Source organism: Brevibacillus sp. FSL K6-2834, from assembly GCF_038592925.1.
Classification (GTDB): Bacteria; Bacillota; Bacilli; order Brevibacillales; family Brevibacillaceae; genus Brevibacillus; species Brevibacillus borstelensis.
The window spans coordinates 4,437,977-4,454,005 of sequence record NZ_CP151945.1 but is presented as its reverse complement, the minus strand read 5'-3'; the positions used below and the strand labels follow the sequence as shown (position 1 = coordinate 4,454,005).

21 protein-coding genes are annotated in these 16,029 nt (G+C 53.3%); 15 read left to right on the top strand and 6 right to left on the bottom strand.

Going from position 1 to position 16,029, the window contains the following annotated elements; genetic code table 11:
• Window positions 1-29 precede the first annotated feature (29 nt).
• The 5 genes from fabF (at window position 30) to NST96_RS21785 (ending at window position 4,575) form a co-directional block, all read left to right on the top strand.
• Window positions 30-1,268 (top strand): beta-ketoacyl-ACP synthase II, encoded by a 1,239-nt coding sequence (gene fabF, locus NST96_RS21805; RefSeq protein WP_031931946.1) that lies wholly within the window; start codon window positions 30-32, stop codon window positions 1,266-1,268.
• Between the two features lie 73 nt (window positions 1,269-1,341).
• A complete protein-coding gene (locus tag NST96_RS21800) occupies window positions 1,342-1,764 on the top strand; it encodes a hypothetical protein (RefSeq protein WP_003389674.1) in 423 nt (140 codons plus the stop codon).
• A gap of 40 nt (window positions 1,765-1,804) precedes the next feature.
• Window positions 1,805-2,332, top strand: coding sequence for a hypothetical protein (locus tag NST96_RS21795; RefSeq protein WP_031931945.1), 528 nt, complete (start codon window positions 1,805-1,807; stop codon window positions 2,330-2,332).
• Window positions 2,333-2,524: 192 nt separating this feature from the next.
• Window positions 2,525-3,226 carry a response regulator transcription factor gene (locus NST96_RS21790; RefSeq protein WP_024983113.1) on the top strand — a complete coding sequence of 234 codons (702 nt, stop codon included), beginning with the start codon at window positions 2,525-2,527 and terminating at the stop codon, window positions 3,224-3,226.
• Window positions 3,223-4,575, top strand: a complete 1,353-nt coding sequence (locus NST96_RS21785; RefSeq protein ID WP_031931944.1) for a HAMP domain-containing sensor histidine kinase — start codon at window positions 3,223-3,225, stop codon at window positions 4,573-4,575. Before NST96_RS21790 ends, NST96_RS21785 begins: the two co-directional genes overlap by 4 nt.
• Before the next feature lie 24 nt (window positions 4,576-4,599).
• Here NST96_RS21785 and NST96_RS21780 read toward each other — a convergent pair whose 3' ends face one another.
• Both NST96_RS21780 and NST96_RS21775 read right to left on the bottom strand, forming a co-directional pair.
• Window positions 4,600-4,887, bottom strand: coding sequence for a hypothetical protein (locus NST96_RS21780; protein WP_003389669.1), 288 nt, complete (start codon window positions 4,885-4,887; stop codon window positions 4,600-4,602).
• A 159-nt stretch (window positions 4,888-5,046) separates the two neighbouring features.
• Entirely contained in the window at window positions 5,047-6,057 is a 1,011-nt protein-coding gene (locus tag NST96_RS21775) for an NAD(P)/FAD-dependent oxidoreductase (RefSeq protein ID WP_003389668.1), read from the bottom strand.
• 334 nt (window positions 6,058-6,391) lie between these two features.
• Between NST96_RS21775 and NST96_RS21770 the strand changes: the two genes are divergently transcribed.
• The 5 genes from NST96_RS21770 (at window position 6,392) to NST96_RS21750 (ending at window position 9,317) form a co-directional block, all read left to right on the top strand.
• Window positions 6,392-7,582: an NAD(P)/FAD-dependent oxidoreductase gene (locus tag NST96_RS21770; protein ID WP_003389667.1), complete on the top strand. Its 1,191-nt coding sequence runs from the start codon at window positions 6,392-6,394 to the stop codon at window positions 7,580-7,582.
• 12 nt (window positions 7,583-7,594) lie between these two features.
• Complete coding sequence (locus tag NST96_RS21765) at window positions 7,595-7,846, top strand: hypothetical protein (RefSeq protein WP_003389666.1); 252 nt, start codon at window positions 7,595-7,597, stop codon at window positions 7,844-7,846.
• A gap of 227 nt (window positions 7,847-8,073) precedes the next feature.
• The gene (locus tag NST96_RS21760) at window positions 8,074-8,556 is read left to right on the top strand and encodes an NUDIX domain-containing protein (protein WP_039070672.1); all 483 of its coding nucleotides are present in this window, start codon (window positions 8,074-8,076) and stop codon (window positions 8,554-8,556) included.
• Between the two features lie 179 nt (window positions 8,557-8,735).
• Window positions 8,736-8,879 (top strand): YuiA family protein, encoded by a 144-nt coding sequence (locus NST96_RS21755; RefSeq protein WP_003389663.1) that lies wholly within the window; start codon window positions 8,736-8,738, stop codon window positions 8,877-8,879.
• A gap of 177 nt (window positions 8,880-9,056) precedes the next feature.
• Entirely contained in the window at window positions 9,057-9,317 is a 261-nt protein-coding gene (locus NST96_RS21750) for a YuiB family protein (protein ID WP_003389662.1), read from the top strand.
• Between the two features lie 195 nt (window positions 9,318-9,512).
• On the opposite strand, the gene NST96_RS21745 is transcribed toward NST96_RS21750, so the two are convergent.
• Window positions 9,513-9,656, bottom strand: a complete 144-nt coding sequence (locus tag NST96_RS21745) for a hypothetical protein (RefSeq protein WP_161785199.1) — start codon at window positions 9,654-9,656, stop codon at window positions 9,513-9,515.
• A gap of 130 nt (window positions 9,657-9,786) precedes the next feature.
• Between NST96_RS21745 and NST96_RS21740 the strand changes: the two genes are divergently transcribed.
• Window positions 9,787-10,404, top strand: coding sequence for a 3D domain-containing protein (locus NST96_RS21740; protein ID WP_003389661.1), 618 nt, complete (start codon window positions 9,787-9,789; stop codon window positions 10,402-10,404).
• A gap of 117 nt (window positions 10,405-10,521) precedes the next feature.
• Here the strand turns inward: NST96_RS21740 and NST96_RS21735 are convergent, their stop codons facing one another.
• Together NST96_RS21735 and NST96_RS21730 are read right to left on the bottom strand one after the other, a co-directional pair.
• Entirely contained in the window at window positions 10,522-11,322 is an 801-nt protein-coding gene (locus NST96_RS21735; protein WP_003389660.1) for a cobalamin-binding protein, read from the bottom strand.
• Window positions 11,323-11,396: 74 nt separating this feature from the next.
• Window positions 11,397-11,879, bottom strand: a complete 483-nt coding sequence (locus NST96_RS21730; RefSeq protein ID WP_342404581.1) for a divergent PAP2 family protein — start codon at window positions 11,877-11,879, stop codon at window positions 11,397-11,399.
• 150 nt (window positions 11,880-12,029) lie between these two features.
• Here NST96_RS21730 and NST96_RS21725 point away from each other — a divergent pair, with 150 nt between their 5' ends.
• Genes NST96_RS21725 through NST96_RS21710 form a run of 4 tightly spaced genes read left to right on the top strand, consistent with a single transcriptional unit; the run spans window position 12,030 to window position 15,102 of the window.
• Window positions 12,030-12,401 (top strand): DUF309 domain-containing protein, encoded by a 372-nt coding sequence (locus NST96_RS21725; protein ID WP_327956345.1) that lies wholly within the window; start codon window positions 12,030-12,032, stop codon window positions 12,399-12,401.
• A 60-nt stretch (window positions 12,402-12,461) separates the two neighbouring features.
• A complete protein-coding gene (locus tag NST96_RS21720; RefSeq protein WP_342404577.1) occupies window positions 12,462-13,964 on the top strand; it encodes a leucyl aminopeptidase in 1,503 nt (500 codons plus the stop codon).
• A 55-nt stretch (window positions 13,965-14,019) separates the two neighbouring features.
• A complete protein-coding gene (locus tag NST96_RS21715; RefSeq protein WP_031931942.1) occupies window positions 14,020-14,454 on the top strand; it encodes a CoA-binding protein in 435 nt (144 codons plus the stop codon).
• 51 nt (window positions 14,455-14,505) lie between these two features.
• Window positions 14,506-15,102 carry a sulfite oxidase-like oxidoreductase gene (locus NST96_RS21710; protein WP_003389653.1) on the top strand — a complete coding sequence of 199 codons (597 nt, stop codon included), beginning with the start codon at window positions 14,506-14,508 and terminating at the stop codon, window positions 15,100-15,102.
• 58 nt (window positions 15,103-15,160) lie between these two features.
• Here the strand turns inward: NST96_RS21710 and NST96_RS21705 are convergent, their stop codons facing one another.
• Window positions 15,161-15,976 carry a DUF2935 domain-containing protein gene (locus NST96_RS21705; RefSeq protein WP_342404575.1) on the bottom strand — a complete coding sequence of 272 codons (816 nt, stop codon included), beginning with the start codon at window positions 15,974-15,976 and terminating at the stop codon, window positions 15,161-15,163.
• Window positions 15,977-16,029 lie beyond the last annotated feature (53 nt).

The window sequence follows — 16,029 nt, the reverse complement described above, 5'->3', positions numbered from 1 at the left end:
GAAAGACATTTTCAGGGAGGAATCAAACGATGGAACGAGTTGTGATCACAGGTATGGGTGTCATCTCGCCGCTCGGCAATGACGTCCAGTCTTTTTGGAGCAAGCTGATCCGGGGAGAGTCGGGGATCACGCGGATCGATACGTTTGACACGGATGGACATAAAGCAAAAATAGCGGGCCTGGTCCGGGATTTTGATGCCGAAGCGCGATTCGGGCGCAAGGAAGCGCGGCGGATGGACCGTTTTTGCCAGTTCGCCCTGGCGGCGGCAGAGCAGGCCTTTGCGGATGCCGCACTTGATCCGGAAAAGGTGGATCGGGAGCGGATGGGCGTATACGTCGGCTCTGGCATCGGGGGGATTCAGACGCTGCTGGAGCAAGAAGCGCTGCTCCAAGAGCGGGGACCTGGACGGGTCAGCCCGACGCTCGTGCCGATGATGATCGCCAATATGGCGGCCGCGATGATCAGCATCCGGTTTGGCGCCCACGGTCCGACAATGGCTCCGGTGACGGCGTGCTCCATCGGAAACACGGCGATTGGCGAGGCATTCCGGCTGATCCGGGCCGGAGGGAGCGACGTCGTCCTGGCCGGGGGGACGGAAGCGGCGATTACCGATATTTCGCTCGCCAGCTTTGGCAATGCCACAGCGATTTCCACCCGCAATGACGAGCCTGCCAAAGCGAGCCGGCCGTTTGATCTGGAGCGTGACGGCTTTGTCATGGCCGAGGGAGCGGGCATAGTGGTGCTGGAGTCTCTCACGCACGCGCTCAAGCGAAATGCGAGGATTTATGCAGAGGTCATCGGCTATGGAGCCAGCTCGGACGCCTATCATATGGTAGCCACGCATCCGGAAGGCATCGGGGCGTATCTGGCCATGAAAGCGGCGCTGAAGGAAGCGGGAATAGAGCCGCAAGAGGTCGATTTGATCAGCGCCCACGCGACGAGCACGGAGATCGGCGACAAGACGGAGACAGCGGCGATCAAAAGACTGTTCGGGGAGGCCGCCTACAAAATCCCGGTAACGGCCAACAAATCGATGATCGGCCATATGCTCGGGGCGGCAGGCGGAGTGGAAGCGATCGCTCTGGTCAAGAGCCTCGGGGAGGGCGTCATTCCGCCGACAATCAACCTGGAGAACCCCGATCCCGCATGCGACCTCGACTACGTGCCCAATCGGGCGAGAAGGGCCGACCTTTCCATTGGCATTTCCAACTCCTTTGGCTTCGGCGGCCACAATGCGGTGATTGCGCTGAAAAACTTTGCCGAATAAATACATGTTTTTCCTCCGAAACGAGCATGGTAAAAAGGAGAAAAGCTGGAGGCAAAAGGAGGGATGTGCGTCCGTGGAAAAAAAACGGTACTACATCACGCTGCAGTCCGGCACGACAGTGGCCGAGATTCGGGATGTGAAAGGGGAATCCACCTACGATTTTGAAATCGAGGCATCCCCGATGGAAGCAGGAATGATGCGCGATTTGTTCGAACACTGCGCACATGGCGACTTTATGATGTGGATGCATGGCCACACGTTGTGGACCGACATGCCTGACAGGGACAATGACGAGTACGACGACAACCTCCGGGAGATTTATCGCATGATGTATCGTCTGGGGACGCCGAAGACGAAGCAGGATCTCGAACAGATGGGTCTGGTGAAGGCACTGGGGCTGAATCAGGACGAAATGCCGCAAGAGCTGAAAAATCCGGCTGCGGGCCAGGTGGAAGACCCGCCGCAAGGACCTTTGGAAGGCATTTTGGAGCGCTAGGACAAGACTTTACTGACAGCATGAAAAGGAGTGGTCCTCGATGAAATGTTGGAAAAGCAAGCTTTTGGCAGCAACACTTGTGATCGGGCTGGCGGTGCCGAGTGCAGCTCTGGCGATGGAAAGCCGCTCGGATGGATTGTCGCCCCAAACCAAACAGCAGCAGGAGCATGGTGAACACGGCGGGGGACATGGCGAGCATTATAAAATGAAGCGTCTGCATCATTCCCACATGGGGGTTCATCGCCAGATGTACTTGACGCTGCTCGCGGAAAAGTACACCCCGGAGAGCGCCGAAGAGTGGAAGGCTGCCCTGGCAGAACGCAAGCGGCTAAAAGAGGCCTACAGGGCGCAAAAAGCGAAGCAGCAAAACGATGCAGGGCAGCATCAGGAGCACAAAGAAGCGATGCACGCGTTAAAAGAGAAGTACAGGGACACTCATACAGAGTTTCACGCGGCGATCGAATCAGGGGATGCCGCGAAGATCAAGATCGTCCTGCCCAAGCTTTTGGCTGAGGTAAAAGAGGGAAACAAGCTGCTTGCAAAAAAACTGGAAGAAAAGAAAAACTAGCAGAGCCCGAACTCGCTTCGTACAATAAAATAGCGTATGGCAAAAAGGACGTGTCCCGTGCGCGTCCTTTTGCTTTTACCAGGAATTGCTTTTTACGAAGAAGATTGCCCTTGCAGAAGGCTGCGACATAGCTGAAAAAAGCCTTGCTAGCAAGCACAATACGTTCACATGGTCAGGCAAGGGGAGAGGAACATGAGCTACTTGATTTATCTGGTGGAGGATGAGGAGAATCTAAACCAGGTTCTGGCCTCCTACCTGGAAAAGGAAGGCTGGCAGGTGCGCTGCTTTTCCGACGGGAATGCAGCAAGGGCTGCGATCATGGAGGCGCCGCACCTCTGGATTTTGGACATTATGCTTCCTCATGTGGATGGATACCAATTGATTCGCGAGATTAAAGCCCGCCAGCCACATACTCCCGTAATCTTTATTTCTGCACGCGATGCGGAGCTGGACCGTGTCATCGGTCTGGAAATGGGCAGCGACGATTATTTGCCCAAGCCTTTTTTGCCGAGGGAGCTGGTGATTCGGGCCGGAAAGCTGCTGCAGCGGATCTATGCGGCAACGAGCCCGCCAGCGGCCAATCAGACAGCAGCGGCTCTTGGCCGGTCTGTGCGGATGCTGCCGCCTTACGAAATCGACGAAGGCTCCCGAATGGCCCGAATCGACGGGCAAAAGATTGAACTGACCACCAAGGAGTTTGATTTGCTCTTGCTGCTGTCCGCTCATCCGGGACAAGCGCTGTCGCGGGAACAGATTCTGCTGCGGATTTGGGGAGAAGAATATGATGGCAGTGACCGCGTCGTCGACGATTTGATGCGCCGGCTGCGCAAAAAGCTGCCCAAGCTGCGTGTGGAGAGCATTTACGGGTATGGATACAGGCTGGTGGAGCGATGAAAAACTATCCGTTGGCTGTTCAAATTTGGCTCATTTTTGCCAGTATTACGCTGGGGGTGACCTTGCTGCTCGCGCTGCTGTTTCCGTGGGCGCTGCGCAGCTTCTTTACCAAAGAAATTTATGCGCAGATCGAAGCCTCCCAAGACGTATTCCTTGCATATGCGACCTCCTCCGTGGACGGCTGGGAGGACAAGGGGCTCTTGAAGCGGGAGCTGGAACGCCAGAATGTTCGGACCGTCACACATGTCATTTTTCGCGAAAATGGAAAGGTGATCGGCGGGAAGGCACTGCCCGAATCGCTTGTAAAGATGCTGAACGAGGATATCGGAGAACAACTGGCCGATGTCCAGCAATACGTTCGGCCTGTGGAGGACGAGTCGATCTACTACGTAATCCGGCGAGAGACGCTGGCCGGAAAGACAATCTATCTGGTCTCTTATGTTTGGAACTCGTATTTGAACGGATTGGTAAGTACCTTGTTGTGGCGGCTTATTCTCATCATGGCGGCGGTGCTGCTCATAAGCTGGCTTCCGTGCTTGTGGCTGGCCCGTTACTTGACCAGACCGCTGGTGGAGATGGAACAGCGGGTCAAGCGAATCGCCGACCGGGATTGGAGCGAGCCGTTCGTGCTGGAGCGTGCTGACGAGATCGGCCGTTTGGCGGGCTCCATCGAGCGGATGCGCGAACGGCTCGTATCGCAGAACGAGAAGCAGCAATCCTTTTTGCAGCAGGTTTCGCACGAGTTGAAAACGCCGGTTATGGTCATCCGCAGCTATGCCCAGTCCATCCTGGACGGCATCTTCCCAAAAGGAGATATACCGGGGAGCGTACGGGTGATCGACGAAGAGGCGGAAAGGCTGGAGGAGCGAATTCGGGGACTGCTGTACATAACGAAGCTGGAATATTTGGAGCAGCAGTCCTCCCGCAAGCTATTTCGCCTTGATGAACTGGTCGTAGAGGTGTGGGACCGGCTCAAGTGGAAGCGGACCGATGTCGACTGGAGCTGCTCTGCGGAAGCCGTGACCATATCAGGGGACCCGGAGCAGTGGAAGGTAGCAGTGGAGAACCTTCTGGACAACCAAATGAGGTATGCGCAGAAAAAAATCACGCTTGCTTTGGGACAAAAGAACGGAAATGCCGAGCTTCGCATCGGCAATGACGGACCGCCGATCCCCGAGGAAAAAACGGAACACCTGTTTAACCGTTTCAGCAAAGGGGAAAAGGGGGAGTTTGGCCTGGGACTTGCCATCGTCAAGCAGATCGTCCAGCTCCATCATGCGCGCATTCAAGTGGAAAACGGAGCCGGTGAAGTGTTTTTTGTCATTTCCATTCCCCTCATGAAGCGGTAGCGGCCGGGCTGGTAGTTCCGATGCCTAGTCGCTCGCAGCCTGCATATAGCGAAACAGGGTGTTTTCGTCCCATTCCTCTACGGCCAGGATGTGTTCCTCCGAACAGTTGGGGCACCAGCCGAGATGCAGGCAGCGATGTTGCAGGGCATCGGGCACGCCATTGCTCAGCTTTGAATCTTCGATCTCCCTGTACGGGCTGTAGTCCCCGTAGTAATCATAAAGCCGGCCGCTGTCATCCAGAGGATGGGAGCATAGCGGACATGCCTCGCGCAGATCGAGGAGACCGTTGCATACGGGACAGAGATGATCCATCAGGCGCATAACTCCTTTTACGTGTCTGGTTCTCTCCCTACTTTGCACAGGGGAAGCGGTGTCTATACAAAAATGCGAAAGGTCTGCTGCTTGCCGGGGAACCGGCAGCATAAAAAAGCTCTGCGGCCCTTCAACAGGGTGGCAGAGCTTTGATCTTGTCTACGCCTTGAAATTGTCCATGCTGGAGGAGTGGCCGGGCTGCAGCTTCGCATCCGGATTGATGTAGCCCACGGCGTTGTTCACCGCTGTCGGCGCTTCGCCGAATCCGACGGCGATCAGCTTTACTTTGCCCGGATAGGTCGAGACATCGCCTGCCGCGTAAATGCCGGGAATGTTGCTCTCCATCTTGGAATTTACGACGATCGCGCCCTTTTCCAGCTCGAGACCCCAGTTTTTGATCGGGCCAAGCGATGAGATGAAGCCGAAGTTGACGATGACGGCGTCTACTTCCAGTTCCTTTTCTTCTTTTGTGGTGCTGTTTACGAGTGTGAGGCGTTCGATTTTCTCGTCTCCGTGGATGGCTGAGATTTCGTATGGTGTTGTTACGTTTACTTTGGAGGACATGAGCAGCTCGACGCTGTGCTCGTGTGCACGGAATTTATCCCGGCGGTGGATGAGTGTGACTTCCTTGGCGATCGGCTCGAGCATCAAGGACCAGTCAACAGCAGAATCCCCGCCTCCGATGACGGCAACGCGCTGCCCTTTGAAGGAGTTTAAGTCGGTAACGAAGTAATGCAGATTGGTTTTTTCGTATTTGACGGCGTCTGGATGCTCTAACTTTCGAGGTTCAAATGCGCCGACTCCGGCGGTAATAATGACGGCACGCGAATAGTGTATGCCTTTGTCTGTCGTAAGCTCGAAGATGTTGTCTGCTTTCTTTTCGACATTTTCCACCTTTTCCTCAAGGCAGATCGTCGGATTGAATCGGGACAATTGCTCTTTTAGATTGTTAATCAAATCTTGCGCAAGCACTTTCGGAAACCCGGCCACATCGTATATGTATTTCTCCGGGTAAAGAGCGGAAAGCTGTCCGCCCAGTTGGGGCATACTTTCAATAATTTTTACGCTTACCTGACGCATTCCGCCGTAAAATGCAGTGAACAGGCCAGCAGGGCCTCCACCGATAATCGTAATGTCGTATACCTGCTCGTCCTTTTGCAGAAGATTCAACCTAAGCACCTCCGAAATATTCTGAAAGCATCCTTTCCTATTATACCCATACTTGAAAATGAAAAAAAGCAAAGAAAAGAACAGCGTAGGCAAATATGGCTTGCAAAACTTGTCGATTCCCCTTAATATGATCTTGAATGTAAAGAAATTGACACATTTTTTTTTATCCCAGCGTTTGTGCCATTTTTCACAGATTGCCGCATAGGATGAGACATGGCAATAATTCCGTTTATTCATTGGCGATCAAAAAGGGAACCTTAAAGCGTAGCCAATCACGTGAAATTTCGCACAAACCTTCAGGGATTACTATCATTCATGAATGGAAGGGATATCCATGAGTACACCCAAAATCCTCATCCTCGGCGCCGGGTACGGGGGCCTGTTGACCACTCTGCACCTGCAAAAAAAGCTCAACTACAATGAAGCAGAAATCACGCTGGTCAACAAGCACAACTATCACTACATCACGACCTGGCTGCATGAGCCGGCTGCGGGAACAGCACCTGCGGATCATGCCCGCGTGCCTCTCGATCAAATTATTGACATGAACAAAATCAATTTTGTCAAAGATACCGTCCAATCGATCCAGCCGGAAGAGCGTACGGTTACACTGGATAGCGGAAACGTTTTGAGCTACGACTACCTCGTGATCGGCCTCGGAAGCGATCCGGAAACCTTCGGCATCGAGGGCCTGAAAGAGTATGCGTTCAGCATCCGCAGCATCAACGCTGTTCGTCAAATCCGCGAGCATATCGAGTACATGTTTGCGAAATATAAAAATGAACCGCATCGCACGGATTACCTGACATTCGTCGTGGGCGGAGCCGGATTTACGGGCATTGAGTTCAGCGGCGAGCTGGCTGACCGCATTCCTGAGCTGTGCCAGGAATTCGACGTTGACCCGAGTTTGGTAAAGATTTACAACATTGAAGCGGCTCCAACCGCACTGCCAGGATTCGATCCGGAACTGGTTTCCTACGCGGTCGATATTCTGCAGAAAAAAGGCGTCGAGTTCATGATCGGAACGGCGATCAAGCAATGCACGCCTGAGGGCGTAGTGCTCGCCAATGGAGAAGAAATCAAGGCTGCTACAGTTGTCTGGGCCGCAGGTGTTCGCGGCAACAGCATCGTGGAAAAATCCGGATTTGAAGTCATGCGCGGACGTGTCAAAGTAGACGAGTTCCTGCGTGCTCCAGGGTACGACAACGTATTCGTCGTCGGCGACTGCGCCCTGATTTTCAACGATGAAGGCCGTCCTTATCCGCCGACTGCTCAGATTGCCGTACAAGAAGGGGAAGCGCTCGGTGACAATCTGGCGGCTCTCATTCGCGGCGAAGTGATGATGCCGTTCAAGCCAGCTCTCCAAGGATCTCTTGCTTCGCTCGGAAAAGGCGAAGGAATCGGTATGGTCGGCACGAAAAAACTGTTCGGCACCTCGGCCGCACTGATGAAAAAAGCGAGCGATCTGCGCTACCTGTACAAAATCGGCGGCGTTGGTCTCGCTCTGAAAAAAGTGCGCCTGTAAAAGGAGAAACCTATGCGCCATGCCAGTATCCAGGTCAGAGGATTGATGACCCGCGAAGAGATGGAGCGCTACAACGCGCTGATGGACGTAGGCGCCTACCTGGAAGACCAGGGGCGCCACGATCTCGCCCATCATATTCAGCGGGAAGTGGACATACTCATCCTGCCAGCGATTGATCGTTTGAAGGAAAAGGGCCGCGAACGCGACCGGGAAAACCTTCGCTACATGATTGACAACGGACTTCTGGATGAGGACGACGATTGACCAAGCTAGCGAATAGATGACTCGAAGATGCCCTCGGCGAACCAGAAGCCGGGGGTTTTTCATTGGAGGAACGAGCCAAATGGGCCGGCTGTTACTTGAAATGCCTCACACGGAGCTTCCTTGTTTTGAAGACATCCGGGCTTGCGTTTCGGTGCCAAATCGTATGTTCCGAGCTGGCGCTGTACAACCGGTTTCGCTATACTGACGAAAGAAAGGTGGGAGACCGTGTGCGAAAGACGAATGTATGGCTGGGCGCCTGCGGAATTGTGATTCGCGGCGAAGAGGCGCTGGTCGTGAAGAAAACGTACGGGGGTCTCAAAGGACAGTGGTCCTTTCCGGCCGGATTTGTGGAGCCGGGGGAGACCGTAGATGAAGCCGCCGTGAGAGAAGTTTGGGAGGAGACTGGAATACGCGCGGAAATACGGCGGTTGGCAGCCGTCCGCTCCGGAGTCATCCGCGATACGATCAGCGACAATATGGTGGTCTTCTGGATGGATTATGTCAGCGGTGAACCGCGTCCGCAGGAAGGGGAAATCGAGGTGGCAGCCTTTGTGCCGATCCGGCAGCTTCTGGAAGATCCGCTTTCCTCGACCTATTTGAAAATCATCCTGCCCACGTACCAGAAGCGAGAACAGAGCTTGGGCGGAGACGAATACCCGATCGACCCCGTTTTTCAATACACACGCTATAAAATCTTCTCGCAATCGTGAGTATACGCTAGATAACAGCCATTGTTGCCGCTTACATAGCGGTTTTTTTCTGTTTTTCCTCGCTTTTTTCAGTTGAAGAATGCTGTCTTTTTCTGATATAGTTAGACACATCCAAAAAATCAGAATTTTAAAAAATGTCGGTTATGCGAACCCGGCGCCATGGGAAAGGAGCGATCATCATGAGAAAAGAACAGGAACAATGCCCATACTGCAATGGACAAGGCTATTTTCAATTGCTGCTGGGTGGGACAGAAAACTGTCCGGGATGCGAGGGCTCGGGTGCCCACTCGGAGGAGATGTCCGCAGCTGCCGGCAATCGATGAGGGAAGTCTTTGAGAAGCCGATGAAAGTCGGCTTTTTTTGTGCGCCGCCAAAAGCGAGGCAAGCCCCAGTTTCCCAATTGACCTTATGCTTTGATTTCGATAGACTAGAAGCGATAACGGGCCGTCGGCTGCCGCGGTCCCATTTCTGTCGGAAGAGAGCAGGAGGTCTAAAAGCTCATGAGCTTGCTGCAATTTGTGGTGTCTGTTGTCTTGTTTGCTGTGCTTGGATTCGGGATCGGCTTTATTATAAACATGATATTGCGTACCACCTGGATGCCCGTCATCCTCGTCTTCGGAGTGGTCGTGGGCGCATTGATCTACAAAAACATCGTTCCCGGCCTTTGGGACTCCATCATTCTCGGCGTCGGCCTGATTGGAGCGGTGGCCAGCGGCTGGACGATCCAGACACTTCGGAAAAAAGGATATCGGATGTTTTAACTGACTTAGAAAGCGGACCTTACTCGGGTTCGTTTTTTCTTTTTTTAAAAGCGCTTGGAAAGCGGCTGCGGGGGAGAGAAGCATATTTCCAGTCCTGCGCTCCGGTCTTCGTCCTGCGAGGAAGCGCAGACTGTCCGCTACACAACGATTCGCGGGGGAGCGTAAAAGTGGCAGCCGCTTCGTAGCGGAATCAGGTTACTCCTGATTCCCGCGAATCGTTGTTCCGCTTTTGCTCGAAAACTGGACAGTATGCGCATCCGAGAAGTGTCCCACCGAACCTGCAGCGGTTTTCTCCTTTTTCATCTCCTCCACTACAGCCCGAACCAGGTGTCTTTCCACCCGTAAAAATCCTCCGGAAAGAAGCTCAAACCGCCCAAACTATCCCGAATATTTCAGCTTCTGGTTGAATTTGTGTATAGTTTCCTCCTCTCCGGGACAAGATTAGTAGCGAGAGGAGGTTTTTTACAGAATGAATGTGAAGCGATTGGTTAGTGTCATCGTTTTGGCTGTAACCGTCCTGACAGGCTTTGCGAGCGATGGATTGGGCTACAACGCGATCGGTGATCGATCTGTCCAGACCGCTTATGGAATCAGGGAAACCAGGGAAGGGCAGCAGGTCGTGAAAAAACGGGCTGTCTCCACCAGTTCATTTAGCCAGGTCATCGACAAAGCAGATGCGATGCTGGAGCAATATCCGAAAATCCGCGTTGTCGCTACCGGATACTACGCCGGATATGAATCAACGGGGAAACATCCGAGTCATCCATCCTACGGGATTACATATTCAGGCGTGAAGGTCCGTCGTGGCGAATACTCCACCATTGCTGCTGATCTGCGCGTGTTTCCACTGGGGACAGTGTTGTACATCCCCGGCTATGGTTACGGAGTTGTCGCTGACAAAGGAGGGGCTATACGCGGCAACAAAATCGACCTGTATTTTGAAACCAAGCAGGATGTATTCAAGCAGTGGGGGAAGAAGTCCGTAGACGTATACCTGGTCCGCCGGGGCGACGGGAAAGTAACAGAGGCGATGATGCAAGGGTTGAATGAAAAAGGGATTGCGGCGATGGCCGAACCTATTGACTAGTGTGATCGAAAGCAAACGAATGTGACTTTTAAAAAAGGATTTGCTTTAGCTATTTCAGCTGGCAAATCCTTTTTCGCATGAGCTCTGATCAAAATCTTGCAGCGTTCCATGCAAAGCTTAGTTTCGAGAAGCGGGCAGCTTTTCGGCGAGCTCGGGGTGGATCAGGGAGACAAGACGCTCCAATCCGTCCAGGATACGCGGAGAGGGCCTGCAGTAGAGGCCTTCTTCCAAAAGGTGCACCTGCTTTTTCCGAATAGCCGCCATCTCTTGCCATTCAAGGCGATCAGTGATCATAGCCGGTTTAATCCTTCGAAGCTCAATGCCGCACCAGACTACGCAAATATGGTCGGGATTGCGTTCCAGGACCATCTCGCGGGTCGCTTTTACATTGGGGACGGAAAAATCGGCAAACACATTCATGGCGCCGGCGATCTCGCTTACATCCGTCAGCCAGTTGTCCCGGCCCGGGGTGTAGATCGGATTGGGCCACCACTCCCAGTAGAGCTTTGGCGTAGTTTCAGCAGCCAACGCTGTTTGCCTGATGGTTTCAGATCTTTCGACAAAGTGATTGGCAAGCCGCTCTGCTTCCAGGTGTCTGCCGGTCGCTTCCCCGACGAGCCGGATATCCCGCGGGATGTCGGTGAAACGCTGCGGGTTGAGGACGATATGGGGAATCCGGCGGGCAATCAATGCTTCCACATTCTTTTCCATTCCAGGGACACTGAGCGAAGCTACGACCAAATCCGGTTTGAGGGCTTCCACCTTTTCCATGTCGATGGTCAGATCGGGTCCGACGCGAGGCAAGTGCTGCCACTCGCCTGGCCAGTCAGAGTGATCATCCAGCCCTACCACTTCCTCTTTCAACCCCAGATAATAGAGGATCTCCGTATTGCTCGGACAGATGGAAACGATCCGCATAACCCTTCCCCCTCCGGTTGTGTAAAGATCAGACCAGGACAGATTTTTCGTCTCCTGGTCTTTCTGTCGCCTGCTTATGCATAGAAGAGACGATCGACGATAATGGCGATCACGACTCCCAGCCATCCGCCGATAAGCACCTCGATCGGCTGGTGACCGAGCAGTTCCTTCAGCTTCTGGGCCTTTTCCTGATTCGGACGGACCTTGAAGGTTTTCATGCCTTCCAGAAGGTGATTGAATTCATCTACCAGCTTATTCAGAACGACAGCCTGCATTCCTGCATGGCGGCGAACGCCAGCCGCATCAAACATGACGATGATGCCGATAATGGCAGAAATGGCAAACATGCTGCTGGTGAAGCCTTCGCGAATGCCGACTGCTGTGGACAGTGCGGTAACAGCTGAGGAATGAGAACTGGGCATACCGCCTGTGCTGAACAAAAGCGACCACTGCCACGTCTTGGTGGCAAAGTAAGTAAGGGGAATCTTGACAAACTGGGCAATTCCTATGGCAATCAAAGCCGCCCATAAGGGAAAGTTGTCAAATATCGCTGCCATAGTGAAAATCCATTCCTTTCTGCTGTGCACTTCTAGAGATTATTGTAACAGAACGGCGTTATGCTCATCCGTGAAGTTTTCGTTGGGATTTCGAGACAAGCCAATCTGTGTTACCATAAAGATGGAAGGTTTGAAACGGAGGCAACGCTTATGAGTTACCCCGAGCAGTATCTCCAGTTTATTGATTTGTTCAATAAAAAAGAATACTACGAGTGTCACGATCTGCTGGAAGAAATCTGGATGGAGGATAAATCCAACAAGTTCCTTCAGGGACTCCTGCAGATGGCAGTCGGGCTGTACCATTTCTCCGGCGGCAACATCAAGGGAGCGCGCTGGATGTTCGAAAACAGCCGCAAGTACCTGACGCCCTATGCGCCCAGGCACTGGGATCTGGACGTATCTGCCGTGCTTGCTTTTCTGAATGAATGCATAGCAGAACTTCCCGAGGAGAATGCCATCCCGTACACAGAGGCAAAGGCGATGCCGTTTCCTGACTTGCACCTGACGCTGGGCACGCGCTGAAAATCGGAAAACAAATGTGCCCATAATTGTATCCTATCACAGAGAAAGAAGGAAGAGTATATGAACGTCACTGTAGAAAAACGTATGGATGGGTGGAACGTCGCCTGCGACGAGCTGATCATTCCTCTCTGGAAAGGAGAGGAGATTGCGGCGGCGTATCCGGAGTTGGACCAACGCTTTGACGGCGGTCTTGCCGCGATGCAAGCGGATAAGGAGTTCAGCGGCGAAGCGAAGACAGTGGCTATTGTTCACACGATGGGAAAACTGGCGGCAAAAAAATTAATCATCGCCGGCATGGGCAATCCCGAGTCGTTTGACTTCGTTTCGGCACGGGCTGCATGGGGACGCGCAGCCAAGGTTTCCACGACGAAGGGGAAGGAAAAGCTCGTTGCGATCGATGTGCGGACGAAGGGAAGTCTGGAGCTGGACCGTCTGGCTCAGGCGATGACAGAAGCGTTTGGGCTCGCTTCGTACCATTACGAGGGCTACCGTCAAAAGCCGAAGCGCGAAGCGGAACCGCTCAGCACCGTTCAGCTTCTGGTCGGCAGCGATGAGGAAGCCGCGACCGCTATGGTCGGCGTGATGCGCGGCGAGGCGCTGGCGCAGGGAACCAATTTGGCCCGCACGCTTGTCAACGAGCCCGGCAATTACTTGACGCCGACCGCGTTGAAGGACGCTGTCGTGGCTGTCGCCGAGCGCTACGGTATGGAGTATGAAGTGCTGGCAAAAAATAAACTGGAGGAATTGGGGATGGGCGGCGTTCTGTCCGTTGCAAAGGGAAGCGCGGAGGAGCCGTTCGTCGTCGCCGTCAAATACCAGGGCAAGGAAAACTGGGAAGACGTCATCGGTCTGATCGGAAAAGGCGTTACCTTTGATACGGGCGGTATTTCCATCAAGCCGGTAGCCGGCATGGAGGACATGAAATCGGATATGGGCGGGGCAGCGGCCATGATCGGGGCTCTGGAAGCGATCGGGCAGCTAAAGCCGAAAGCAAACATCCTGACCGTGATCGGCTGTGTCGAAAACATGCCATCATCAACGGCCTACAAGCCTGGGGACGTCATCACTACGATGAGCGGGAGAACCGTTGAAATCATCACCACCGATGCGGAAGGCCGACTCGTTCTGGCGGACTGCATTACATATGCCAAACAGAAAGGCGTTTCCTGCCTGCTCGACGCGGCTACCTTGACCGGGGGCATCGTCGTCGCACTGGGCCACTACTGCTCCGGTGTCATGACGAACAACGACGCTTTGGTGGGAGAGGTACTGGATGCTGCCGGCCAAGCGGGTGAACGGCTCTGGCAGCTTCCGACCTTTGACGAATACCGCGAGCTGAACAAAAGCCGTTTTGCCGATCTGAAAAACTCGGGCGGACGTTACGGTCACGGCATTATCGGCGGAGTCTTTTTGCAGGAGTTTGCCGAAGAGACGCCGTGGGCGCATCTGGACATCGCGGGCACAGCGTATTCTGCCAGCGCGAATGATATGAACCCGGCAGGCGGTACAGGCGTCATGGTGCGAACCATCGCCCAGTTTGTAATGAACCGCAGCCAGGCATAAGTACAGATACACGATCAAACAGCCAATCATAGCGGAATGAAGGAGGAAGTTATCCATGTTCCAAAATCCAAGCGATGAAAAACGCCGCCAGCTCCTGCAGGAGGCAAACACAATCGCAGTCGTAGGTCTTTCCGACAAGCCGGATCGGACCAGTCACATGGTAGCGGCAGCCATGCAGAGCGCTGGCTACAAGATCATCCCGGTCAATCCGGTGATCGCGGGAAAAACGGTACTGGGTGAAAAAGTCGTCGCCTCGCTTACCGACATCGACGAGCCTGTCGACATTGTAAACGTCTTCCGCCGCAGTGAGGATACTCCTCCCGTGGCCGAAGAAACGCTGAAGATGAAGCATAAGCCGAAGGCATTTTGGCTGCAGCAGGGCATCTCCAACGAGCAGGCGGCAGAGCAGGTGTCCAAGGAAGGCATCGACGTCATTATGGATCTGTGCATAAAGGTGGACCACGCTCTTTTACGCATTGGCAAGAAGTAATGGCTGCACAAAAACAACCGTGGAATGGTTTCGGCGAAGGAGTGAAGTCAGATGTTTTACAACAAGACAGCAGAGGCAAAAAATGACCGTGTCCCACCGAATCAAAAGGTGACGACCGGCTTCCCTGTATTGCATTACGGCGAAGTGCCGGAGTACACCGATCTTGCTGCGCAGTGGAGCTTCCGCATCTTCGGGCTCGTGGAAGAGGAAGTGACATTGTCGTACGAGCAGATGATGGCTCTTCCAAAAGGAACGACCACGAACGACATTCACTGCGTTACAGGCTGGAGCAAGCTGGACAACGTCTGGGAAGGCATCCCCGTAGAAGAGATCGTCAAGCTCGTCAAGGTCAAGCCGGAGGCCAAATACGTCATGCTTCACGCGGAGCACGGCTGGACAGCCAACATGCCGCTCAGCGACTTTTTGACGCCGGGCAATCTATTTGCCAACAAGCATAACGGCGAGGAACTGACGCCGGACCACGGCTGGCCGCTCCGTTTTGTCATTCCTCACCTGTATTTCTGGAAGAGTGCAAAGTGGGTGCGCGGCATCGAGTTTTTGGAGCGTGACAAGCAGGGCTTCTGGGAGAAAAACGGGTATCATATGTATGGCGATCCCTGGAAGGAGCAGCGTTTTGCGTGGGATTAAATAGACGTAGAAAGGAGGCGGAGAAACCGCCTCTTTTTTTTGAACCATAGCGGGACTTCTACTGTTCAATCCTCGGCCTCGTAGGATAACAGTCCGGCATTTTCACATCCGATACCTCAGACAGCTTCATCAAGTAATAACACTCCTCCCGCGACATGTGGTCGGCCATCAGCGGAGACAGCACGCCCAATACTTCATCCCGCAAGCGCATTTCCGTCAATTCATGCAAGAAGGATTGGAAAAGCTGAATCTCCATTTCTGCCTGGTGATGGAAACGGCTTAGCGCAGGAAAGCTTTGCAAATGGGTACGGAGATATCCGGCCAATTCAACGGCTTTTAGGTAAAAATGTTCAAATTGCTTCGTAAAATGATTGCTTTTTTGCTTATAGTCATGTTCCACCATGTCCAGAAGCGAACTGATCGTAGCAGCATGCCCGGCAGCGTCAGACAGCCACAGCAGATGATAATGAACGGCATGAAAAGTGGGAGCTCCGCTTCCGGAAAGGACATCGTTGAGGATTCGTTCGTATTCCTCCAATTCGTTTACCATGTGGTTTAAAAAAGTGGGAGGCAGGCTGATCGCAATCTTTCCGACAAGATGCCGCTCCAATAGATGGAGCTTATATTCACGCAATTTCTCCGTGAAGAGGCTCGCCTGTTGATTCAGCAAATGAATGTCCTCGCCAGAGAGATTTTGGCGTGCGTATTCAAGCAGCTTGTCAAAGGACTTGATAAAGTGGCTTGCTTGCTCAATCTCACGGGTCTCTTTTGGCGCCAGTGACTGATGAATAAACCGGGCATGATCGCCGAGTATTTGCAGCCAAAATCTATGTTCAAACATAATGTCACTTTGTACATCGACTTTGTTTTTCATGTCATTCCCTCCCTTTGCACACTTCAGGGTATGTGCAGGAGCCCAAATGTGTG